At 71.0% G+C, this 22,776-nt stretch carries 21 protein-coding genes and 1 pseudogene; 11 read left to right on the top strand and 11 right to left on the bottom strand.

Translation table 11 applies throughout. The features are described from left to right. Positions 1–31: 31 nt before the first annotated feature. Genes OG917_RS15245 through OG917_RS15230 form a run of 4 tightly spaced genes read right to left on the bottom strand, consistent with a single transcriptional unit; the run spans position 32 to position 3,421 of the window. Positions 32–904: a 1,4-dihydroxy-6-naphthoate synthase gene (locus tag OG917_RS15245; RefSeq protein ID WP_328318148.1), complete on the bottom strand. Its 873-nt coding sequence runs from the start codon at positions 902–904 to the stop codon at positions 32–34. Further along, entirely contained in the window at positions 901–1,557 is a 657-nt protein-coding gene (locus OG917_RS15240) for a futalosine hydrolase (RefSeq protein WP_328318147.1), read from the bottom strand. The genes OG917_RS15245 and OG917_RS15240 overlap by 4 nt, the downstream gene beginning before the upstream one ends. Before the next feature lie 4 nt (positions 1,558–1,561). Then, the gene (locus tag OG917_RS15235; protein WP_328318146.1) at positions 1,562–2,044 is read right to left on the bottom strand and encodes a DUF2771 domain-containing protein; all 483 of its coding nucleotides are present in this window, start codon (positions 2,042–2,044) and stop codon (positions 1,562–1,564) included. A 27-nt stretch (positions 2,045–2,071) separates the two neighbouring features. After that, complete coding sequence (locus tag OG917_RS15230) at positions 2,072–3,421, bottom strand: MFS transporter (RefSeq protein WP_328318145.1); 1,350 nt, start codon at positions 3,419–3,421, stop codon at positions 2,072–2,074. Between the two features lie 440 nt (positions 3,422–3,861). On the opposite strand from OG917_RS15230, the gene OG917_RS15225 reads away from it, so the two are divergent. The 5 genes and pseudogenes from OG917_RS15225 (at position 3,862) to OG917_RS15205 (ending at position 10,163) form a co-directional block, all read left to right on the top strand. Next, a complete protein-coding gene (locus OG917_RS15225) occupies positions 3,862–4,773 on the top strand; it encodes a DUF3027 domain-containing protein (RefSeq protein ID WP_328318144.1) in 912 nt (303 codons plus the stop codon). After that, complete coding sequence (locus tag OG917_RS15220; RefSeq protein WP_443059079.1) at positions 4,770–5,363, top strand: TlpA family protein disulfide reductase; 594 nt, start codon at positions 4,770–4,772, stop codon at positions 5,361–5,363. The genes OG917_RS15225 and OG917_RS15220 overlap by 4 nt, the downstream gene beginning before the upstream one ends. Positions 5,364–5,425: 62 nt before the next feature. Continuing rightward, positions 5,426–5,605: pseudogene (locus tag OG917_RS15215) on the top strand (phosphatase); the annotation flags it as partial. A gap of 272 nt (positions 5,606–5,877) precedes the next feature. Then, on the top strand, positions 5,878–9,066 hold the full coding sequence (locus OG917_RS15210) for a sacsin N-terminal ATP-binding-like domain-containing protein (RefSeq protein ID WP_328321903.1): 3,189 nt from the start codon (positions 5,878–5,880) through the stop codon (positions 9,064–9,066). A gap of 209 nt (positions 9,067–9,275) precedes the next feature. Next, positions 9,276–10,163, top strand: coding sequence for a calcium-binding protein (locus tag OG917_RS15205; protein ID WP_328318142.1), 888 nt, complete (start codon positions 9,276–9,278; stop codon positions 10,161–10,163). A 65-nt stretch (positions 10,164–10,228) separates the two neighbouring features. Here OG917_RS15205 and OG917_RS15200 read toward each other — a convergent pair whose 3' ends face one another. Together OG917_RS15200 and OG917_RS15195 are read right to left on the bottom strand one after the other, a co-directional pair. Further along, positions 10,229–12,658 carry a cation-translocating P-type ATPase gene (locus OG917_RS15200; RefSeq protein ID WP_328318141.1) on the bottom strand — a complete coding sequence of 810 codons (2,430 nt, stop codon included), beginning with the start codon at positions 12,656–12,658 and terminating at the stop codon, positions 10,229–10,231. A gap of 166 nt (positions 12,659–12,824) precedes the next feature. Then, positions 12,825–13,109, bottom strand: coding sequence for a DUF2530 domain-containing protein (locus OG917_RS15195; protein ID WP_328318140.1), 285 nt, complete (start codon positions 13,107–13,109; stop codon positions 12,825–12,827). Between the two features lie 183 nt (positions 13,110–13,292). Between OG917_RS15195 and OG917_RS15190 the strand changes: the two genes are divergently transcribed. After that, on the top strand, positions 13,293–14,744 hold the full coding sequence (locus OG917_RS15190; RefSeq protein WP_328318139.1) for an NCS2 family permease: 1,452 nt from the start codon (positions 13,293–13,295) through the stop codon (positions 14,742–14,744). A gap of 94 nt (positions 14,745–14,838) precedes the next feature. On the opposite strand, the gene OG917_RS15185 is transcribed toward OG917_RS15190, so the two are convergent. Further along, positions 14,839–15,021 carry a ribbon-helix-helix protein, CopG family gene (locus tag OG917_RS15185; protein WP_328318138.1) on the bottom strand — a complete coding sequence of 61 codons (183 nt, stop codon included), beginning with the start codon at positions 15,019–15,021 and terminating at the stop codon, positions 14,839–14,841. 133 nt (positions 15,022–15,154) lie between these two features. Here OG917_RS15185 and OG917_RS15180 point away from each other — a divergent pair, with 133 nt between their 5' ends. After that, positions 15,155–15,592 carry a MarR family winged helix-turn-helix transcriptional regulator gene (locus OG917_RS15180; protein WP_328318137.1) on the top strand — a complete coding sequence of 146 codons (438 nt, stop codon included), beginning with the start codon at positions 15,155–15,157 and terminating at the stop codon, positions 15,590–15,592. 54 nt (positions 15,593–15,646) lie between these two features. Further along, positions 15,647–16,975 carry an MFS transporter gene (locus OG917_RS15175; protein ID WP_328318136.1) on the top strand — a complete coding sequence of 443 codons (1,329 nt, stop codon included), beginning with the start codon at positions 15,647–15,649 and terminating at the stop codon, positions 16,973–16,975. A 93-nt stretch (positions 16,976–17,068) separates the two neighbouring features. On the opposite strand, the gene OG917_RS15170 is transcribed toward OG917_RS15175, so the two are convergent. Both OG917_RS15170 and OG917_RS15165 read right to left on the bottom strand, forming a co-directional pair. Continuing rightward, complete coding sequence (locus tag OG917_RS15170) at positions 17,069–17,650, bottom strand: Uma2 family endonuclease (RefSeq protein ID WP_328318135.1); 582 nt, start codon at positions 17,648–17,650, stop codon at positions 17,069–17,071. Between the two features lie 156 nt (positions 17,651–17,806). Further along, on the bottom strand, positions 17,807–18,376 hold the full coding sequence (locus OG917_RS15165; protein ID WP_328318134.1) for a Uma2 family endonuclease: 570 nt from the start codon (positions 18,374–18,376) through the stop codon (positions 17,807–17,809). A 130-nt stretch (positions 18,377–18,506) separates the two neighbouring features. On the opposite strand from OG917_RS15165, the gene thpR reads away from it, so the two are divergent. After that, positions 18,507–19,052, top strand: coding sequence for an RNA 2',3'-cyclic phosphodiesterase (thpR, locus tag OG917_RS15160; protein ID WP_328318133.1), 546 nt, complete (start codon positions 18,507–18,509; stop codon positions 19,050–19,052). A gap of 173 nt (positions 19,053–19,225) precedes the next feature. Here thpR and OG917_RS15155 read toward each other — a convergent pair whose 3' ends face one another. Continuing rightward, entirely contained in the window at positions 19,226–20,221 is a 996-nt protein-coding gene (locus tag OG917_RS15155) for an aldo/keto reductase (protein WP_328318132.1), read from the bottom strand. Positions 20,222–20,375: 154 nt separating this feature from the next. Continuing rightward, positions 20,376–20,663, bottom strand: coding sequence for a hypothetical protein (locus OG917_RS15150; protein ID WP_328318131.1), 288 nt, complete (start codon positions 20,661–20,663; stop codon positions 20,376–20,378). 356 nt (positions 20,664–21,019) lie between these two features. Between OG917_RS15150 and OG917_RS15145 the strand changes: the two genes are divergently transcribed. After that, entirely contained in the window at positions 21,020–21,985 is a 966-nt protein-coding gene (locus OG917_RS15145; protein ID WP_328321901.1) for an aldo/keto reductase, read from the top strand. A 70-nt stretch (positions 21,986–22,055) separates the two neighbouring features. Beyond that, positions 22,056–22,568 carry a DinB family protein gene (locus tag OG917_RS15140; protein ID WP_328318130.1) on the top strand — a complete coding sequence of 171 codons (513 nt, stop codon included), beginning with the start codon at positions 22,056–22,058 and terminating at the stop codon, positions 22,566–22,568. The last annotated feature ends 208 nt before the right edge of the window (positions 22,569–22,776 follow it).

The following is a 22,776-nucleotide window of genomic DNA, read 5'->3' as shown; positions in this document are numbered from 1 at the left end:
GGGCGCCGCGCCCCGGGTCCCGCACCCGCGCTCAGACGAAGTCCAGCGCCCCGGGGCGCAACGCGGGTACGAGCCCTTCCGCCGCCGCCCGGGTGAGAAGCCCGCGGACCGCCGCGTAGCCGTCCTCGCCGAGATCCGCGGTGAACTCGTTCACGTACAGCCCGATGTGCTGGTCCGCGACCGCCGGGTCCATCTCCTGCGCGTGGCCCAGCACATAGGGCCTGGACACCTCGGGGTCGTCCCAGGCCTGCCGGACCGAGGCCCGTACCGTCCTGGTCAGCTCCCGCAGCCGCTCCTCACCCAGCGACCGCTTGGCGATGATCGCGCCCAGCGGGATCGGCAGGCCGGTCGTGGACTCCCAGTGCTGCCCCATGTCGGCCAGCGAGTGCAGCCCGTACTCCTGGTAGGTGAACCGCGCCTCGTGGATGACCAGGCCGGCGTCGACCTTGCCGTCCCGTACGGCGGGCATGATCTCGTTGAACGGCATCACGACGATCTCGCCGACGCCGCCGGGCACCACCTCGGCGGCCCACAGCCGGAAGAGCAGATACGCCGTCGAGCGCTCGCTCGGCACCGCGACCGTCTTCCCGGTGAGGTCCACGCCGGGCCCGGTGGTCAGGACCAGCGGGCCGCAGCCCCGGCCGAGCGCCCCGCCGCACGGCAGCAGCGCGTACTCGTCGAGGACCCAGGGCAGCACCGCGTACGACACCTTCAGGATGTCGAACTCGCCGCGCTCCGCCATCCCGTTGGTGATGTCGATGTCCGCGAACGTGACATCGATCCGTGGCGCGTCCGGCACCCGGCCGTGCGCCCAGGCGTCGAAGACGAACGTGTCGTTGGGGCAGGGCGAGAAGGCGATGTTCAGCGATTCGGTGAGGAGCGGTGCCTCGGTCGCTTCGGTCATGTGCGGGTCCAACCTTCCAGTACGGGCGCGAGCTTCCCGAAGGCCGCGGTGAGCGCGGCCAGCGCGTCGCCGATGCGCCAGGCGTCGCGGTCGCGCGGGCCGACGGCGTTGGAGACCGCCCGGATCTCCAGCACCGGCAGACCGGCCTGCGCGGCGGCCTCGGCCACCCCGAATCCCTCCATCGCCTCGGCCACGGCCGCGGGGTGGGCGGCCAGCAGCCCGGCCGCCCGTGCGGCGGTGCCGGTGACGGTGGAAGCGGTGAGCACGGTGCCGGGCGTCGCACCGGTGGCTTCGGCCACGGCCCGTACGAGAGCGGCGGGCGGGCGGTGCTCGACCGAGCCGAAGCCGAGCTCGGTGACGGGCACGAAGCCGTCGGGCGTCTCGGCGCCCAGATCGGCCGCCACGATCGCGTCGGCGACGAGCAGCGAGCCCGGTGCGGCGTGGAACCCGCCGCCGATGCCCGCCGAGACCACCAGGCCGTACGAGCCGAGCGCGAGGGCGGTCGCCGTGGCTGCCGCGGCGGCAGCGGGTCCGACACCGGCCGCGATCACCTCGAAGGGACCGGTTCCCGCGCCCTGGTCCGCGGGGTCCCCGAACGCGCGCGTGACCGCGTCCCGCTCAGCGGGGACCGCGGTCACGATGAGTACACGCAAGACGTCAGGCGTCCTTCTTGAAGACGAACGACCAGAGGCCGAAGACCTTGGTGGTGCCGTCGCCCTCGGCGATGGCGATGGTCGAGGAATTGCCCTTGGCGCCGTACTGGGAGTTGAAGAACACGTTGCCCGGCACGGTCGTGTAGGTCTTCTTGCTGATGCCGGTCAGCTGCTGACCGTTGAGCAGCAGCACCCAGCCCTTGTCGGCGATCTTCGGGTCCACGCCGATCCGCACGGTCCTGTCCGGGTCGACCTTGACGGACTTGGTGCCCTGCTTGTCCGTGGCACAGGACTTGGTCTTGGCCATGTCCAGGCTCTTGCCGTCGTTGTAGCAGGCGGCCTCGGAGTGCACCGAGTTGGTGCCGACCGTCACGGTGGCCAAGGGGGTCGGCTTGCCGCAGGCGGACAGGACGAGGAGTCCGGCGGACACGGCACCGAGGGCGGCAGCGGTGCGGCGGCCCTTACCAGTAAGAAGCGCAACGGTCATGGGGCGAAGGCTATCGTCCGGCGCAGGTCATGCCACGCGGGGGTGCGGCGAGCCGCGTCGGGCGGCCGTCAGGAGCCCCCGTACGGTCGTGATCGCACCCGTCGCGACCAGCGCGGCCCCCACCGACGCGCCCAGCACGCCGTTCAGCGGCAGGACCATCGCGATGGCGCCGCCCACCACCCAGGCGAGCTGGAGCACCGTCTCGGACCGGGCGAACGCCGAGGTCCTGACGGTCTCCGGCACATCCCGCTGGATCATCGCGTCCAGCGACAGCTTGGCCAGCGCCTGGGCGAAGCCTGCGACCGTGGCCAGCAGCGTCACCAGCACCGAGGTGAAGAAGACGGCGGTGAGCACCGCGGTGCCCAGTGCCACCCCGAGCAGGGTGGCGATCATGATCTCGGGTCCGCGCGAGCGCAGCAGCGCGCCGACTGCCGTGCCCACCGCGTTGCCCCCGCCGGCCGCCACGCCCACGATGGCCAGCGACACGGCGGCGTTCTGCCCGGCCATCGGGTGCTCGCGCAGCAGGAAGGCCAGGAAGAAGATCAGGAAGCCGGAGAGCGAGCGCAGCGCGGAGTTCGCCACCAGGCCGTTCAGCACGGAGGGGCCGACCGTGCGCAGCGACGGCTTGCGCCCGTCGGCCTCCTCCATCAGCCGGGCCCTGCCCTCACCCTTCGCGGAGTCCACCTTGCGGGGCAGCGTGAACGCGAGGAACGCCCCGAACAGGAAGACGGCGGACGCCCCGTAGAGCGGCCAGGCCGAACCGATCCGGTGCAGTCCGGCGCCGATCATCGCCCCCACACCGGTCGCGAGCAGCCCCCCGAGCGTGACCCGGGAGTTGGCTTTGACCAGTGAGAACCGTGGTGGCAGCAGCCGGGGGACCACCGCGCTGCGCACGACGCCGTACGCCTTCGACGCCACCAGTACGCCCAGTGCGGCGGGGTAGAGCTCAAGGCCGCCGGTGGCCACGGCCCCCGACATGACGAGGGCGAGGGCCACCCGGGCCAGCATCGCCGCGGCCATCGCGGCCCTGCGGCCGTGCGGCAGCCGGTCGAGCAGCGGGCCGATCACGGGGGCGAGCAGCGCGAACGGCGCCATGGTGACCAGAAGATAGAGCGCGACACGGCCGCGGGCCTGATCGGTCGGTACGGAGAAGAAGACGGTCGAGGCCAGCGCAACCGTGATCATTACGTCACCCGCGCTGTTCACGGCGTGCAGCTCGATCAGTTTGCCGAGGCCCGACTCGCCCGCCCCATGGGCGTTCGTCGCCCGTCTGATCCCTTTTGCGGTACCAGTGAACGGCCGATGGAGGGCATGCCCGACGGCCCGCCCCACCCTGCGTGCCGGGCTGAATCCGTCGGACGACCTTGCGGTGGTCACCCCGTCATAGTGCCCCAACCCTGTACGACCCGAACCGGGATTCGGACGCGCAGGTGGGACGAGAGCCGGAGAAGGGGTAGCGTGCACGGAGGCTGCCGACCACTCCCGGGCGGGCCCGCGACGCCTGTCACCGCACCTCGCTGCGTTGTCGGAACCACCCAGTGACTTCGGTTACCGGGGCGGTCTCCGCCTTGCGATGCACGGCGCCAGACGCCGCGGGCTCCTCCGCCCGGGTGCGGCCGGCAGCCTCCAGCGCGCCACCGGCGGTTGCCCTTGGCTGTGCGCCTCTCCGTTATCCCGCAGAATGGGTGGGAGAAGGTGCGCCCCCGGGCATGTCGGGCGCGGACGTTGACGCGGTCCTCTGGTCCGCTCCGCCCGTTGCTCGTACGCGATGTTCGTCCGGCGCACCCGTGAGACGGCGTAGGAGAGAAGCGAGACCTGTGAGTGCTGCGACGACGAGAAGCCGTACCCCTGACCGCCTGTGCGCCGAGGCGGTCGACCTCGCCCGCGAGGCGGCGGAGGAAGCTGCCTTCCCCGGGGTGGTCGGCGAACACGTCTCTGTGGTGTCCGAGGGTGACCGGGTGGTCACCCACTACTTCGAGTGCAAGGAACCCGGGTACCGGGGCTGGCGCTGGGCGGTGACGGTCGCCCGGGCATCCCGGGCGAAGCTCGTCACGCTCGACGAGACGGTTCTGCTGCCCGGCTCCGACTCGCTGCTCGCCCCCGAATGGGTGCCGTGGAGCGAGCGGCTGCGCCCCGGTGACATGGGCCCCGGCGACCTGTTGCCCACCGAGGCGGAGGACCTGCGTCTGGAGCCCGGCTTCTCGGGCGAGGACGCGCCGCCGCCCAACTCCGTGCTCTCCGACGAGCTGGCGGAGCGGGTCGACGCCGAGGACGCCGAGGTCACCGACCGCGCGGCGGTTCCGGCCCGCGGCACGGTCGCCGCGGTCGCCGACGAACTGGGCATGCGGCGGGCGCGGGTGCTGTCCCGTTACGGCCTGCACCAGGCGGCGGACCGCTGGGACGAGGAGTACGGCGCGAAGACCCCGATGGCCCAGGCGGCCCCGGCGTCCTGTGTGTCCTGTGCCTTCCTGGTCCCGCTCTCCGGTTCGCTGCGGCAGGCCTTCGGTGTCTGCGGGAACGAGTTCGGCCCGGCGGACGGTCATGTGGTGTCGCTGTCGTACGGCTGTGGAGGGCACTCGGAGGCCGCGGTCATGCCGAAGCCGCTGCGGCCCGCGCCGCTGGTGCTGGACTCGACGGCAGCTGACCCGTTCGCGCTGCGGCCCGACCCGGAGGGCGGCTCGGTCTCGGCGGACGCCGCGTCCGGCGCGGACGACCTGGGGCACTCCTGAGGGGAGCCCCTGCCCGGCTCGGCGTAGTCGTCGCGTCCTGCGTGCTGGTTCTGGCCGCATGCGGATCCGGCTCCGGCTCCGGGGCGAGCAGTTCGCGGGGCTCACGCCATGTGACGAGCGCCGATGGGATCGTCACGGCGGCGAAGGGCAGCCGTGACGATGCTCCACATCTCTCCGGCAGAACGCTGGAGGGGGACGCGCTGGACGTGAGCTCCGCCTACGAGGGGAAGATCGTCGTCGTCAACGTCTGGAGCTCGTGGTGCCCGCCGTGCCGTGCCGAGGCCGGAAGCCTCGAAAGGGTCGCGAAGGAGCTCAAGCCGCAGGGGGTGGAGTTCGTCGGAATCAACACACGTGACGCCTCCACCGGTCCTGCGAAGACGTTCGAGAAGTCGTACGGCCTCACGTATCCGAATCTGTACGACCCGGCGGGAAAGCTCGTTCTCCGCTTCCCCGCGGGCAGTCTGAGCCCGCAGGCCATTCCCTCCACGCTGGTCATCGACCGGCATGGGAAGATCGCCGCACGCAAGCTGAGCGGGGTCGGAGCGGGCACACTGCACACGATGATCGGGCCCGTCCTGGCGGAGAAGTGATCCGGCTGCCTGCGTGAACGGCAGGCCCCTGTGTGCGTCAGGTCCGGGACCGCTCGTGGGGCCTGGTCGTCGAGGACGCGCAGTCCGGCGTCGAGTCCGGGCTGCGGGCCGGCATGACGGTGTGGGGAGTCAACGCTCCCGTTGCCCCGGACGGTGTGCATCGCCACTTCGGCAGCCTGCGCGACGCGGTGCCCGGGATCCTCGCTCTTGCGGGCGGGCGCCCCGGGGATGCCGCGGTCTGAGCGATCCCAGCGATCCAGCGGCGGAATCCAGATCCCAGCGATCCAGCTGCGGAATCCAGCCCTCCGGGGTACGGCCGCGCCCCTTCGGCATGGAGAGGAGGGGGCCCGGGCCGGCGCCCCGGGAAGCGGCGGACGGCAGGGCGGGAAACAAGCCAGCCACAGGGCCCCCGCCCCACCCGCGCCCCGCCCCGTACCCCCTCACGGGGTACCTTCACCCGGGACCGGGACGGTCCCCCACAACCCCGCCCCACAGAGGAGCACGAGCCGTGATCGTGAAAGCGACGGACGCAGCCGACCCCTTCGGGACGGCGCGCCTGAGGCGCGGCGTGCTCGATGCCTGGGCCACCACCCCCGCCCGCTTCCGCGAGGACGCCAACGCCGAGGAGGACCTCGCGCTGGGCGGCTACCGTGACCGCCTCGTCGTCGAGCTCGCGCAGAACGCCGCCGACGCCGCGGCCCGTGCCGGCGTCCGGGGCCGGTTCCGGCTCACGCTGCGGCCGGGCGAGGGTGAAGGCCCGGCCGTGCTCGTCGCCGCCAACACCGGCGCCCCGCTGGACGCCACCGGCGTCGAGTCACTGAGCACGCTCCGCGCTTCGGCCAAGCGCACCGACGCCGACACACACGCCGCCGTAGGCCGCTTCGGGGTCGGATTCGCCGCCGTACTCGCGGTGAGCGACGAACCGGTGGTCGTCGGCCGGCACGGCGGCGTCCGGTGGTCCCTCGCCGAGGCCCGCGAACTGGCGGCCGGCGCCGCCCGCACGGAGGCAGCAGACCCGGCAGAATCCGGAGGCCTCGCCGACGAGCTGCGCCGGCGCGAGGGACACGTACCGCTGCTGCGCCTCCCGCTGCCCGCCGAGGGCACCGCCCCCGACGGGTACGACACGGTCGTCATCCTGCCGCTGCGTGACGCCGGCGCCGAGGACCTGGCCCAGCGGCTGATCGCCGCGATCGACGACGCCTTGCTGCTGACCCTGCCCGGCCTCGCCGAGATCGTGGTCGAGACCCCGGAGAGCACCCGCACCCTGACGCGTGCGGAGCACGGCGCTTACGTCCACATCGACGACAGCGCGGCAGGCGGCGGCATCCACCGCTGGCGCACCGTCGCCCACCACGGCCCGCTGGAGCGGGCGCTGCTCGCCGGGCGGCCCGTCGAGGAACGGCTGCGCCCGTACTGGTCGGTCACCTGGGCCGTCCCGGTCGACGGGGACGGCGCCCCGGTACGCCCCGGCACCGCGCCCGTCGTCCACGCGCCCACCCCGACCGACGAACCCCTCGGTGTACCCGCGCTGCTCATCGCCTCGCTGCCGCTGGACACCGCCCGCCGCCACCCCGCCCCGGGTCCGCTCACGGACTTCCTGGTGGAACGGGCGGCGGACGCGTACGCGGAGCTGCTCGGCGGCTGGGAGCCGGTCTCCGTCGCCACCATCGACCTGGTGCCCGGGCCCCTCGGCAAGGGTGAGCTCGACGGCGCGCTGCGCGCCGCGATCCTGGAGCGGCTGAGCAGGGTCGCCTTCCTCGCGCCCGCGGCGCCGCAGGACGGTGCGGACGGCGGCGGTATGGACGGGGAGCCGGAGCCGGCGGGCGATGAGCGGCGCCACGCCCTGCGCCCCTTCGAGGCCGAGGTCGTCGAAGGGGCGGGCGCGGACACCGTGCGGGTGCTGGCCGAAGTGCTGCCCACCCTGCTGCCCGCCGGGCTCGAACGCCGCGTCGAGCTGCGCACGCTGGGCGTCGGGCGGCTGCCGCTCGGCGACGCCATCGACCGCATCGGCGGCGCCGAACGCGAACCGTCCTGGTGGCACCGGCTGTACGAGACCCTGGCCGGGGTCGACCCGGACCGGCTCGCCGGGTTGCCGGTGCCCCTCGCTTCGGGGCGTACCGCCGTCGGCCCCCGGCAGGTCCTCCTGCCGCTCGCCGACACCCCCGCCGATCTCGCCCGCCTCGGTCTGAAGGTGGCGCACCCGGATGCCGCACACCCCCTCCTGGAGAAGCTGGGCGCGCTGCCCGCCACCCCGCGTGCGGTCCTGACGACCCCCCAGGTGCGCGGCGCTGTCGCCGCCTCGATGGACGCGGGGGAGATCTGGTACGACGAAGGGGACGAGGGCGCGCTGGACGCCGAGGAGCTCGCCGATGTCGTGCTCGCCCTCGTGCGGGAGGCCGAGCTGGCGCCGGGCGACGAGCCCTGGCTCGCGGCGCTGGCCCTCCCCGACGAGGACGGCGAGCCCGCGCAGGCCGGTGAACTGGTGCTGCCCGGCAGCGCGTTCGCCGAGATCATGCGGGAGGGCGAACTGGCCCTCTGCGACAGCGAACTGGCCGAGCGCTGGGGTGAACAGCCGCTGACCGCCTGCGGTGTGCTGGCCACGTTCGCCCTGGTCCGCGCCGCCGATATCGTGCTGGACCCGGACGAACTGGAGCCGCGTGAGGGCGACTTCGCCGAGCCGGACGACGCCGGGCTCCTCGACGCGGTGGACGTCTGGTGCGAGGACGTGCTGGACCGGCTGCCGCAGGGCCCGGTGCCGCCCGTCGCCACGGAGCTCGTCGCCGTACGGGATCTGGAACTGGTCGACGACGACAAGTGGCCGCAGGCTCTCGCGCTGCTCTCCCGGCCGCCGCTGCGGGACGCCCTGACCCAGCCCGTGCGGGTGCTGCTGCCGGACGGGACGACCGAGTCCGTACGCCCGTACACCGCCTGGTGGCTGCGCGGTCACCCGGTGCTCGGCGGCCGGCGCCCTGCCGGACTGCGGGCCGCGGGCGGTGACCCGCTGCTGTCCGGACTGTACGACGAGGCCGATGCGACCGGTTTTGAGGACGAGCAGGTGCTGCGCGCCCTGGGCGTACGGACTTCCGCCGCCGCCCTGCTGGACGAGCCCGGCGGCGCCGCCGAGCTCCTCGACCGGCTCGCCGACCCGGACCGCGAGGTGGCGGCGCGCCAACTGCACGCGCTGTACGGGCAGCTGGCCCGGCTGGACCCGGAACAGGTGACGCTCCCGGACGATCTGCGGGCCGTGGTGGACGGTGAGGTGCGGGTGGTGGACGCCGCCGACGGGCTGGTGGCCGACGCCCCCGATCTGCTCCCGCTGACCTCCGGCGCCGCGCTGCTCCCGGTGGCCCCCGGGCGCGCCGCCGAGCTGGCCGAACTGCTCCAGGTCGCACGGCTCAGCGAGCGGGTCGAGGCCGAGGTGAGCACGGAGGGGGAGGAGCGCGATGTCCCCGACGCGGTCCGGGCGCTGCTCGGTTCCGGCACCCCGGATACGTATGTCGAGCACGCGGAACTGCTGGCGAACGGCGTCGAACTGGACTGGCACCGGACCCGTGACGGGGTGTTGCACGCGGCCACGCTGGAGGGTGTGGCGGCGGGACTCGCCTGGGCGGCGGGTCAGTGGCCGCGCCGTTTCGAGGTGGCGGCGCTGATCGAGGACCCGTCACGCACCGCCGAACTGGAGCGGGACCGCTGGTTCGACTGAGCCGGTGGCCGGTGGCCGGTGGCCGGGAGCGGCGGGGGAGGGCCGGGAAAGGGGCCGGTCACCACTCGGTTTCAAAATCTTCACAACGTGCACAACCATTCGCCCCCGTCGCTTGTCTTGTCTGTGGAGCCACCAGGCTCCACAGACCACATGGGCCACGCGGATGGACGAAACCTCCGCAGGTCCCTTCTCCACATGGGGAACAAAACATGCGCATACGTGCCACCGTGGCCGCCGTCACCGGCGCCCTGGCTCTCTCCGCTCTCGTCGTCCCGGCCGCTGCCCAGGCGGACGGGACCCACGGGGTGGGCCCGACGGCGATCCCCCGTTCCGTGTTCCAGCACACCGCGCCGTCCGGCGCGAAGGTCCGTGCGGCGCTGGTCGCGGGCGACCCGAAGATCAGCAGTGTCACCGTGAACAGTGGCAAGGACATCGTCCTCGGCACCACCGTCGCGAAGACCATCACGGCGAGCGTCACCGCCACCCACAGCACCGGCATCCAGGACGCCGTCATCTACCTGTGGCACGGCAGCAACATCGACACCGACGTCGACGGCTACCTCGGCCCGGACGTGGACGACGACTCCACGCAGATCGCCAAGTGCACCGCGGTGAACGCGACCACCTCGACCTGCAAGGTCTCCTTCAAGGTGGACCCGCGCTCGCAGTACGACCTGTACAAGAACAGCCTGGCCGGCACGTGGAAGGTCGCCGCCGCCGTCCTCGCCAAGGACGGCAGCTCGACCGAGAACACGGCGTACAAGTCCCAGCACGTCCAGCGCGCGTCGACCCAGACGGTCAACGCGGCCCCGGAGCCCGTGAAGAAGGGCAAGACCATCACGGTCACCGGCAAGCTGGCCCGTGCCAACTGGGAGACGTACAAGTACGCGGGCTACACCGGCCAGCCGGTGAAGCTGCAGTTCCGCAAGAAGAACAGCAACACCTACACCACCGTCAAGACGCTGAAGACGAACGGCACCGGCAACCTGTCGACGACCGTCAAGGCGGTCGAGGACGGCTACTGGCGCTTCAACTTCGCGGGCACGACCACGACTCCGGCAGCCATCGCCGCCGGTGACTTCGTCGACGTGAAGTAACCCGGCGCGTCCGGCGTGAACCGGGCCGCCCGCAGCAGCCGGAAGGCTCTGCGGGCGGCCCGTAGTCATCCCGGGTGGTGGCGGTCGACCCACCGCCACACCAGCTCGACGCCCAGTGAGGCGACCGCGGCGATTCCCACGCCCAGCCACGGCATGGACGCGCCCACGAGCTTCAGGGCGAAGAAGTGCTGGAGCGCGGGCACGATCATGACCAGCAGGAACGCCCCGGCCATCGCCAGCACCAGACAGACCCGCCACCAGGTGTACGGGCGGGCGATGATCGCCAGGACCCACATCGAGACCAGGAAGAGGGTCAGGGTCGCGACGCTCGTCTCGGCGTCCAGGGAGCCTGCCCCCACGTAGTAGTGCCGGGCGAGCACGTACGCCGCGAAGGTGGCGACCGCGGCGATCGTGCCGCACGGGATCGAGTAGCGCAGCACCCGCCGCACGAAGTGCGGTTTCGCCCGCTCCTTGTTCGGGGCCAGGGCCAGGAAGAAGGCCGGGATGCCGATCGTCAGGGTGGAGAGCATGGTCAAGTGCCGGGGCAGGAACGGGTACTCGATCTGGAAGCAGGACACCAGGATGGCGAGCAGTACCGAGTAGACCGTCTTGACCAGGAAGAGTGTCGCCACCCGGGTGACGTTCCCGATGACCCGCCGGCCCTCGGCGACGACCGAGGGCAGCGTGGCGAAGCTGTTGTCGAGCAGCACGATCTGCGCGACCGCCCGCGTCGCCTCCGAGCCCGAACCCATGCTCACGCCGATGTCGGCGTCCTTCAGGGCCAGTACGTCGTTGACGCCGTCCCCGGTCATCGCGACCGTGTGGCCGCGCGACTGGAGTGCGGCGACCATGTCGCGCTTCTGCTGCGGTGAGACCCGGCCGAAGACCGAGTGGGAGTCCAGCGATTCCGCCATCTTCTCCTGGTCGGCGGGGAGCTCCCGGGCGTCGACGGTGCGGTCGGCGCCCGCCAGGCCGAGCTTCGCGGCCACGGCTCCCACCGACACCGCGTTGTCGCCCGAGATCACTTTGGCGTCGACGTTCTGGTCGGCGAAGTAGCGCAGGGTGTCGGCCGCCTCGGGCCGCAGCCGCTGTTCGAGTACCACCAGCGCGGTGGGCTGCGCGCCGGACGCCCGGGGTCCGGCGCTGTCGCCGATGTCGTCCAGGCTCTCCGCCGCCCGTGCGAGGAGCAGCACCCGCAGCCCCTCCTCGTTGAGGCGTCCGACCTCCTGGAGGGCCGCGTCCCGCTCGGGCAGCAGCACATCGGGGGCGCCGAGCAGCCAGGCCGACGAAGCGCCGTCGCCCTCGGCGAAGGCGGCCCCGCTGTACTTGCGCGCCGAGGAGAAGGGCAGCGCCCGGGTGCAGCGCCAGCCCGAGGTGTCCGGGTAGGCGTCGGCGATGGCCCGGAGGCTGGCGTTGGGTCGCGCGTCGGACGCGCCGAACGCGCCGAGCACCCGGCGGACGTACGCCTCGTCCGCGCCGCCCAGCATGCGCAGCCCGGTCACGTTCATCCCGCCCTCGGTGAGCGTCCCGGTCTTGTCCAGGCAGACCACGTCGACCCGGGCGAGCCCCTCGATCGCGGGGAGCTCCTGCACGAGGCACTGCTTGCGGCCGAGCCGGATCACGCCGATGGCGAAGGCGATGGAGGTGAGCAGGACGAGCCCTTCGGGGATCATCGGGGTGATGCCGCCGACGGTCCGGGCGATGGAGTCCTTGAGGTCGTGCCGTTCGTGCACCAGCTGGCTGACGACGAGCCCGGCCGCGGTGGGGACCATCATCCAGGTCACGTACTTGAGGATGGTGGAGATACCGCTGCGCAGTTCGGAGTGGACGAGTGTGAAGCGGGACGCCTCGTCGGCGAGCTGCGCCGCGTACGCCTCCCGGCCGACCCGGGTGGCGGTGAAGGCCCCGCCGCCCGCGACGACGAAGCTGCCGGACATCATCGGGTCGCCCGGCTTCTTGAGCACCGGGTCGGCCTCGCCGGTGAGCAGTGACTCGTCGATCTCCAGGCCGTCGGCCTCGACGGTCTCCCCGTCCACGACGACCTTGTCGCCGGGGCCCAGTTCGATGAGGTCGCCGAGGACCAGGTCGGAGGTGGAGACCTCGCCCGCGGACCCGTCGCGCCGGACGGTCGGTTTGGCCTCGCCGATCACCGCGAGACTGTCGAGGGTCTTCTTGGCGCGGCGCTCCTGGATGATGCCGATGCCGGTGTTGGCGATGATCACGAAGCCGAAGAGGCTGTCCTGGATCGGTGCGACGAACAGCATGATCACCCAGAGCACGCCGATGATCGCGTTGAACCGGGTGAAGACATTGGCCCGGACGATGTCGGCGGTGGACCGGCTGGACCGTACGGGGACGTCGTTGACCTCGCCGTTGGCCACGCGCTCGGCCACTTCGGCGGTGGTCAGTCCGGTCGCGCGGGCCGGTTGCGGCAGCTCGACGGGGTGGACGGGATCCATTTCGGAACCCGCGTCGATATCCGGCCCTTGCGTCATGGATCCGACGTTAAGGCCAGAAGCACACGTTTACCCGGTGAGGGAGCGGAAGATCAGCCCTCGGGAGGAGCCGGGGCGGGGCGGGGGTCGTCCTCCAGCCGTACGGGCCCGGAGGGGACCCGGGGGGAGAGGGGCGGCGCCGGAGTGCGCTGCCCGGCGCGCGGGCCTACGCGGAAGCGGCGCCCGGGCCCGGGCCGGCGTCCGTTCCGGCCGCCGCGCGCTTGATCGCCGCGTCGCGCCCCCGTACGTACCAGATCCCGATGAGTCCGAGCGCGCCGCCGGCGGCGCAGGTCCAGAGCCACCACAGGTGCCCGTGGTCGTCGAACCAGCCGTAGAAGGGCAGCTGCACCAGGAAGAGGGCGAACCAGATGATCGTGCCGCCGGTGACGGTCGCGACGACGGGCCCCTCCAGGGGCTCGGGTGCCTCATGTACGGGTGTCCACTTCGCCATGGCGACAGTCTATGCGGGGGAGCGGGAGGCGGTGCCGGGCCAGGTGGCCCAAGGCTCTACGCGCGGAGATAGCGATCTTCGACTTATGTATTCATACTGAAACGGCTCTCGATTGGCTCGTTCCTTTCGTTTAAACGTCCAAATATGGCCGTTTCTCATCACATGACATTTGAGGTCGCGCGCATGTCACCCTCGGCCACCGCTCCGGTCGACGCTGTCCCACCATCGCCATCCGGCGGGCCGCAGAATGCCTTTGACCGTTATTTCAAGATCACCGAGCGCGGCTCCAGCATCGCCCGGGAGATCCGCGGCGGCTTCGCGACCTTCTTCGCGATGGCCTACATCATCGTGCTGAACCCGATCATCCTGGGCAGCGCGCACGACATGAACGGGCATCAGCTCAACGGGGGCCAGCTGGTCACCGCCACCGTTCTGACCGCCGCCTTCTCCACGCTGCTCATGGGTGTCATCGGCAACGTGCCGATCGCCCTGGCGGCCGGACTCGGGGTCAACACCGTCGTCGCCCTCCAGCTCGCGCCCCGGATGACCTGGCCGGACGCGATGGGCATGGTGGTGCTGGCGGGCATCGTGGTGATGCTGCTGGTCGCCACCGGGCTGCGGGAGCGCGTGATGAACGCCGTCCCGCTCAGCCTGCGCAAGGGCATCGCGATCGGTATCGGCTTCTTCATCCTGCTCATCGGCCTGGTCGACTCGGGCTTCGTCTCCCGTGTGCCGGACGCCGCGCACACCACCGTCCCGCTGCAGCTCGGCTCGGACGGCCATCTGCACGGCTGGCCGGTCCTGATCTTCGTCGTCGGTGTACTGCTGACGCTGGCCCTGATCGTCCGCAAGGTCTCCGGCGCGATCCTGATCTCCATCGTCGCGATGACGATCGCCGCGATGATCTTCGACGCCGTCGCCACGGTCCCCAGCTGGGGTCTGACCAGCCCGCACTGGCCTGGCAATCCGGTGGCGTCCCCGGACTTCGGGCTGGTCGGTCAGGTCAGCCTGTTCGGCGGATTCCACAAGGTCGGCGTGCTGACCGGAATCCTCTTCGTCTTCACCGTGCTGCTCTCGTCGTTCTTCGACGCCATGGGCACCATCCTCGGCGTCGGTGACGAGGCCAAGCTGACCAAGCCGGACGGCTCCTTCCCCGGTATCAACAGGGTGCTGTTCGTGGACGGCATCGCGGTCGCCGCGGGCGGCGCGACCTCGTCCTCCGCCAACACCTGCTTCGTCGAGTCGACGGCAGGGGTCGGCGAGGGCGCCCGTACGGGGCTGGCGAGTGTCGTCACGGGTCTGCTCTTCACGGTGGCGCTGTTCCTCACCCCGGTGGCGACCATGGTCCCCTCACAGGCGGCCACCCCGGCGCTGCTGGCGGTGGGCTTCCTGATCCTCGCGGGCTCGGTCAGGGACATCGACTGGTCCGACTTCACCATCGCCATCCCGGCGTTCCTCGCGATGGTGATGATGCCGTTCACCTACTCGATCACCAACGGCATCGGGATCGGCTTCATCTCCTTCACCGTCCTGCGGATCGCCGTCGGACGCTGGCGTGCGGTGCCGGCCGCGATGTACATCGTCTCGCTGGTCTTCGTCTTCTACTACGCGATGCCGGCTCTCGGCCTCACCTGACGCGGGCGGGTGCCCGGCCCCGGGTGACGCCGGGGCCGTCCGCGGGCGGTGCCTCCCACGGTTCCGCCCGGTGCCGGGCCAGGTCACTACCGGGCTATGTACGCCCGTAGAACTTCTCCGTCTCGTCGACGGCGGACTGAAACCGTTCGTCGAAGTCGTCGCGAATGAGCGTCCGGACCACATAGTCCTGGACGCTCATTCCGCGTTTGGCCGCGTGGTTCCGGAGCCGGTCGAGCAGCTCCCCGTCTATACGCAGGCTGAGCACGGTCGATGCCATACCGCACAGCGTCGTGCGACGGGCCGCCACCGCGCGTCACTTTCGCGCCTCGTCTCACTCGTATGGGTGATGTCGCTCACCGGATGGCATACGGGTTGGTCTTTAGCATAGGTAATGAGTTACGCTAACGAACATGCCTGACCTTTCGCCCGCCGACAAGGCTGCCGCCGTTGACTCACTGCGCTCCACCGTGATGCGCCTGAGCCGCCGGCTCAAGCACCAGCGCGTCGACGAGTCCCTGAGTCCGACCGAGATGTCGGTCCTGGGGACCCTCGCCCGCTGTGGCTCCGCCACCCCCGGTGAGCTGGCCCGCAAGGAGCATGTGCAGCCGCCCTCGATGACCCGCATCGTGGCGCTCCTGGAGGCCAAGGGCCTGGTCAGGCTGGAACCGCACCCCGACGACCGCAGACAGAAGGTCGTCAGCCAGACCGAGGAGGCGCAGGCGATGCTCGTGGAGAGCAGGCGCCGCCGCAACGTCTGGCTGGCCGAGCTGGCCGAGGGGCTGAACGAGGACGACTGGGTGAAGCTGCGCGCTGCCGCCCCCGTCCTGGAGAAACTCGCCCAGCTCTGACCCCCGTACGCGGTCACGCAGGTGACCTTGTCTATGCCCAGGAGGCGACCACTGTTGAGTTCGGGACCCGGAGCAGACTCCGCCCCCGCACCGCAAGAAACTGCTACCCGGACTTCGATGTTCAGCTCGTTGAAGATCCGTAATTACCGGCTGTTCGCCACCGGCGCCGTCGTGTCCAACACGGGCACCTGGATGGCGCGTATCACCCAGGACTGGCTGGTCCTGAGCATCACGGGATCGTCCGCGGCCGTCGGGATCACCACGGCCATGCAGTTCCTGCCGATGCTGCTCTTCGGCCTGTACGGCGGAGTCATAGCCGACCGCTTCTCCAAGCGGAAGCTGCTCTTCTGTACCCAGGGCGCGATGAGCATCGGCGGCCTCTTCCTCGCCGCGATGACCCTCACGGGCAACGTCGAGGTCTGGCACGTCTATGTCACCGCCTTCTTCACCGGGCTGGTCACGGTCATCGACAACCCGACCCGGCAGTCCTTCGTCTCCGAGATGGTGGGCCCGGACCAGGTCCGCAACGCCGTCAGTCTGAACTCGGCGAACTTCCAGTCCGCCCGCCTCATCGGCCCCGCCGTCGCGAGTGGACTCACCGCGGCTGTCGGCCCCGGCTGGGCCTTCCTCGCCAACGGCCTCTCCTTCCTGGCCCCGCTCACCGGCCTGCTGCTGATGCGCAGCAGCGAACTGCACCACACCTTCCGCACCCCACGCGGGAAGGGGCAGCTCCGCGAGGGCCTGAACTACGTCTCCAAGCACCCCGATCTGATCTGGCCGATCGTCCTGGTCGGCTTCGTGGGGACCTTCGGCTTCAACTTCCCGATCTGGCTGAGCGCGTTCGCCAACAACACGTTCCACGGCGGCGTCGGGATGTACGGCTTCTTCAACACCCTGATGGCGATCGGATCGCTGGTCGGAGCCTTGCTCGCGGCCCGGCGCGGGACCTCACGGCTGCGCATCCTGGTCGGAGCCGCGATCGTCTTCGGCGCTCTCCAGGCCGTCACTGCCTGGTCCCCGTCGATCTGGATGTTCGTCCCGCTGATCACGGTGATCGGCATCCTCGGCCTGACGGTCAACGTCACCGCGAACTCCTCGGTGCAGATGGGCACCGAACCGGAGATGCGGGGCCGGGTGATGAGCCTGTTCATGATGGTCTTCACCGGCGGTACGCCGCTGGGCGGCCCGCTCTTCGGCTGGCTCACGGACACCTACGGCGTCCGGGTGAGCTTCACCCTGGGCGGCGCGATCTGCGCACTGGCGGCGATGGGCGTGGGCCTGATGCTGGCCCGCGCGGCCAACCTCCGCCTGGAGGTCGACCTCAGGCGTGGCCGCAGGCATGTGGGCTTCGTACCGCGCGAACAGCTCGCCACTGCGGCGTGAGCACCGGCGGCTCCCGGGCGGGCCGGGACCGGGCGGCCGGTTCCGGTCACCCGGGACACCGGCCCGCTCGTGGGGTGCCCTGGTGCGGCCGGGTCAGTCGCGGGGGAAGTCGCCGGTCTCCAGGGTGAGGGCCACGGCGGTGCCGGTGAGGTCGATGGGGTAGCCGAAGTCGAGGGTCACCGTGCCGTGGTACTCGTCGTCCTTGGGCAGGGTGTGCAGCTGCCACCTGCCGGTGTACGGGTCGGCGATGACGTACACCGGAACGCCGGCGGTGGCGTAGGTGGCCTTCTTCGGCCCGTAGTCATTGGCCGCGGTGTTCTTGGAGATCACTTCGGCGACGAACTCGATGTCCTGGTAGCGCCAGCGCCCCTTCTCGTCCTTGACGGCCCCCTCCACAAGGGCCACGACATCCGAGGCGAAGCCGTTCAGCAGCCCCGGGAAGTCGATGCGTACATCGGACTTCACCCGCTGACGGGGGTAGACGGTGCGCAGCTGGTCATAGATGTCCGCGATGATGTCCCAGTGCGTGTCCCGCTGCGGTGACATGAAGATGTTCCCCCCGACGATCTCGACCTTGAATCCCTCGGGGGTCGGCTCAAGCCACTCGAACATCGAGTCCAGAGTGCGCTCGTCGCTGGTGTCGGCCATCTCGATCCTGTCGTCGACGACGGTCATCGTGGCGCTCCTCCCCACTGCCGCTGGGTGCGGGCAGTCGCGCGGTTCAACGATACGCACGGTGACCGCGATACGCCGGGAACGGGCCGCGCCCGGCGGCCGGTTCCGGTCACCCGGGACACCGGCCCGCTCGTGGGGTGCCCTGGTGCGGCCGGGTCAGTCGCGGGGGAAGTCGCCGGTCTCCAGGGTGAGGGCCACGGCGGTGCCGGTGAGGTCGATGGGGTAGCCGAAGTCGAGGGTCACCGTGCCGTGGTACTCGTCGTCCTTGGGATACGTGAAGACATGGCAGACGCCGGTGTACGGGTCCGCGATCAGGTAGACGGGGACCTGGGCGGCGGCGTACGCGGCCTTCTTCGGGCCGTAGTCGTTGGCGGCCGTGCCCTCCGAGATCACCTCGGCGATCAGCTCGACGTCCTGGTACCGCCAGCGGCCCCTGGCATCCTTGGCCGCTCCGGTGCTCAACTTCGCCACGTCGGGGGCGAACCCGTTCAGGTGGCCGGGGAAGTCGATCCGGACGTCGGACGTGACGTTGACGTCCATCCCGAACGTGTCCTCCAGCGCCCGCACGATCCTGCGGATGATCTGCCAGTGCGCGTCCCGTTGCGGCGACATGTGGATGGTTCCCCCGACAATCTCGACGTGGTAGCCCTCGGGGACGGACTCCACCTGCTCGAACAGCAGGTCCAGACTGTCGGCCATCTCGATCCTGTCGTCGACGACGGTCATCGTGGCGCTCCTCCGCACTGCCGCTGGGTGCGGGCAGTCGCGCGGTTCAACGATACGCACGGTGACCGCGATACGCCGGGAACGGGCCGCGCCGGGCGGCCGGTTCCGGTCACCCGGGACACTGGCCCGCATGAGGCTTTTCGTGGCACTGCTGCCCCCGCAGGAAGCGGCTCGTGAGCTCGGGGCGCCGGTCGCCCGGGCGCAGGCGTTGCCCGGCGCGGGCCGGCTGCGCTGGACCGAACGGTCCGGCTGGCACTTCACGCTCGCTTTCCTGGGCGAGGTGGACGACGGCCTCGTCCCCGCCATCGGATCCCTGATCGCGCGGACCGCGCAGCACCACGTGCCGTTCGCGCTGCGCATCGCCGGTGGCGGCCGCTTCGGGGACCGTGCGCTGTGGGCGGGCGCGGCCGGGGACGTGGACGCGGTGGAACGGCTGGCCGAGTCGGTGGGGGAGGCGGCGCGGGAGGCGGGCGCACCTCCGGAGGGCGCGCACCCCTACGTGCCGCATCTCACCCTCGCCCGCGGGGACGGTTCCACCGCTCTCACGCCGTACGCGGAGACCCTGGACGGGTTCGTGAGCAGCCCGTGGACCGTGCGGGACCTGGCTCTCGTGCGCAGCGGTGTGCGGCCCCGGTACGAGGTGGTCGCCAGCCGGCCGCTCGGGGCCGCCAAGTAACCTCGGAGCGTGGACCCGAAAACCAGGAACCGGATCATGGCCGGTGTGCTTGTGCTGCTGTTCGTCGTCGTCGCTGTGGCGGCCGCCGTCGGACAGTGACGGCGGCCGCCCGCGAGCGGCCCGGAATCACGCCTGCCCCGCGTGCCTGACCGGCCGGCCGGGGAGGCGTGCGGCTACCAGGCGAATGCCTCCGGCGACGGGCCCGGGCCCGGGAAGATCTCCTCGACGCCGGACACCACGGCCTCCGGGAGCTCCAGCTCGATCGCGCGCAGCGCCGAATCCAGCTGCTCCGAGGTCCGCGGGCCGACGATCGGACCCGTCACGCCCGGCCGGGTGAGCAGCCAGGCAAGACCGACCTCGCCGGGCTCCAGACCGTGCTTGTCGAGCAGGTCCTCGTACGCCTGGATCTTCGTCCGCACGGCCTGGTCGCCGAGCGCGTCGGCCGAGCGGCCCGACGTGCTGCGTCCGGTGCCGCCGTCCCGCTCCTTGCGGATCGCCCCACCGAGCAGCCCGCCGTGCAGCGGCGACCACGGGATGACCCCCAGGCCGTACTCCTGCGCGGCCGGGATGACCTCCATCTCCGCGCGGCGCTCCATCAGGTTGTAGATGCACTGCTCGCTGACGAGCCCGACCGAGCCGCGGCGGGCGGCCAGCTCGTTCGCCTGCGCGATCTTGTAACCGGGGAAGTTCGACGAACCGGCGTAGAGGATCTTGCCCTGCTGGACCAGGACGTCGATCGCCTGCCAGATTTCCTCGAACGGGGTGTTCCGGTCGACGTGGTGGAACTGGTACACGTCGATGTGATCCGTCTGGAGGCGCTTCAGCGAAGCCTCGACGGAGCGGCGGATGTTGAACGCCGAGAGCTTGTCGTGGTTGGGCCACGCCTCGGCGTCGGCGCTCATGTTCCCGTACATCTTGGTGGCGAGCACGACCTTGTCGCGCCGCCCGCCGCCCTGGGCGAACCAGGTGCCGAGGATCTCCTCGGTGCGGCCCTTGTCCTCGCCCCAGCCGTAGACGTTGGCGGTGTCGAAGAAATTGACGCCCGAGGCGAGCGCGGAATCCATGATCGTGTGGCTGTCGGCCTCGCTGGTCTGCGGCCCGAAGTTCATTGTGCCGAGGACGAGTCGGCTGACCTTGAGTCCGGTGCGTCCAAGCTGCGTGTACTTCATGGGGCTCAGCCAACCGCTTGGAGTGCGCTCGAATCAAGGATGTGCGAGCCATCCGGGGCTGCTGTCCGCCGGGCGCCGTCGCGGGCGGGGCGATGCCGGCCGGTGGGCCGTGTGCGGGCGGTCCTGCGTGCGGGTGGGGTGGCCGGAGGCCGGCTCAGTGCTGGAGCCGGGGCTGCGGGGGCGCGGTCCGCAGGACTTCCTTCGCGTGGGCGTTCCACTCGCGGAGGGTGTCGGACAGGGGTATGGACCCGGGCATCAGCAGGGAGTCACGGCGGTGGACCACCGTCTTCCCGTCCGGCTCGCGGTACAGGTTCTGCCACTGCACCAGTTCGGCCTGGTCCAGTTCGGTCTGTTCCGGGTCGGTGTTCAGGAGCCGCTCGACCTGCCCCGCGAGTCTGAGGAACTCGTGGTACAGGGTGCTGCGCTCTTCGGCCTTCCCCATGCTTTCCTCACAGTTGGATCAGCGAACCCGCATTCTGTTCACAGTATCCGCACACGGGTTCGGCGCGAAGGGGGGCCTGCCCCTCACTGTTGTCGTGGCGCCCCGGGGGTGTCCACGGCGTCTTCCGCGCACCACGGGGGGCCGCGCTTGTCGCGGGGCTCATGCCGGAGCCGCCGGTGAGCCGGGTGCCCGGCCGGGCCGCCTTCCGCCGGTGAGCCGGGTGCTCGGCCGGGGCGCCTTCCGCCGGTTGACCGCCGAGGGAAAATCAGCTGCGCCCGCCGCTCAAGTCGCCTACCGTCGGGCTGATTTGTGCGCGTGCTCGGGCCCGGCCGGCGATCTAGATATTGGGGATGATGGTGCGATACCGCACATTGGGACGCAGTGGACTGTCCGTGTCCGAGATCGGTTACGGCGCCTGGGGTATCGGTGAGACCAGCTGGGTGGGGGCCACGGAGGACGAGTCCGTCCGCGCTCTGCACCGGGCCATCGACCTCGGTGTGAACTTCATCGATACCGCGCGCGGGTACGGTGAGAGCGAGCGGATCGTCGGCCGTGTCGTCCGCGAGCGTGCCGGTGACGAGGTGCGCGTCGCGACCAAGGTGCAGCCCAAGAACGGTGTCTGGCCGCCGCCCTTCGGTCTCGACCCGGCCGATGCGTTCCCGGGTGAGCACATCCGCACGACCCTGGAGACCAGTCTGCGCCTCAGCGGCCTGGACCACTTCGACGTCCTGCAGTTCCACGTGTGGAGCGACGACTGGGTCGGCCGGGGCGACTGGCTGGAGACGATCGCCGCGCTGAAGCAGGAGGGGAAGATCCGCCTGTTCGGTGTCTCCGTCAACGACCACGACCCCGGCAACGCCCTCGCTCTCGTACGCAGCGGCACCGTGGACAGCGTGCAGGTCATCTACAACATCTTCGACCAGGGCCCCGCCGATGCGCTGCTGCCGGCCTGTGAGGAGCACGGCGTCGGGGTCATCGTGCGGGTGGCGTTGGACGAGGGCGGCCTCACCGGCCGCATCACCGCGGACACCACGTTCCCCGAGGACGACTGGCGCAACCGCTACTTCCGGGGTGACCGCCCGGCACAGGTCGAGCGGCGCGTGGCTGCGATCACCGCCGACCTCGGAATCGCGCCGGACGGGATCGCGGAGACCGCCCTGCGTTTCGTGCTGAGTTCACCGGCGGTCTCCACCGTCATCCCGGGGATGCGGACCGTACGCAATGTGGAGCGCAACACCGCCGTGAGCGACGGCCGGTTGCTCGGCGCGGACCAGCTCGCCGTTCTGGGGAAGCATCGGTGGCAGCGGAACTTCTACGCCTGAGGCTGCCGGCCGACGGCGGGCCGACGTTCCCGGGGGGCCGCTGTCAGACCTCGCTGGCACTCTGTGACCCATGACGAACACCGAACGGCCGATGCCCCCTCTGAACGCGGACGAGCGGGTGAATATGGAGAGCTGGCTCGACTTCTACCGGGCCACACTGGCTGCGAAGTGCGAGGGCCTCACGGAGGAACAGCTGCGGACGGCCTCCGTGCCGCCTTCGCCGCTGACGCTCCTGGGGCTCGTCCAGCACATGGCCGAGGTCGAGCGGAACTGGTTCCGCCGGGTGTTGGCGGAGGAGGACGCACCGGCCGTCCACGCCCGGCAGGCCGGCCCGCAGGGCCGCGACGGAGGCTTCGACCTCACCGATGACGGCTCGTTCGGGACGGCCCTGAAGACCTGGCAGGACGAGATCAGCAGGGCCCGTGCCAACTGCGCGGCGCGGTCACTGGACGACACCGCGCCATTCATGGGCGGCGCGGTGAGCCTGCGGTGGATCTACGCCCACATGCTCGGGGAGTACGCCCGGCACGACGGCCACGCCGACCTCATCCGCGAGCGGATCGACGGCAGCACGGGGGTCTGAGGCGCCTGTTGTACGGGTCGCGGGGGCCGGGGGCCGACAAGGCGCGCGTGACGCGGGCAGTTACCGGCTGCGATCGGTGGCGACCGGGTGCCCCGTCGACCAGGGGAGGAAGTGAACCCGGGGGAAGGCATCCGGCAGTATGCCGGGCAGGACCTCCATGCCGCCGGGCTCGCGCTGCGCCATCGATGCCCATGACGTGGGAACCGGC

This window comes from Streptomyces sp. NBC_00388 (genome assembly GCF_036061255.1).
Classification (GTDB): domain Bacteria; phylum Actinomycetota; class Actinomycetes; order Streptomycetales; family Streptomycetaceae; genus Streptomyces.
Note: the sequence above shows the minus strand (reverse complement) of the source record. Positions and strands in the feature narration are given on the sequence as shown.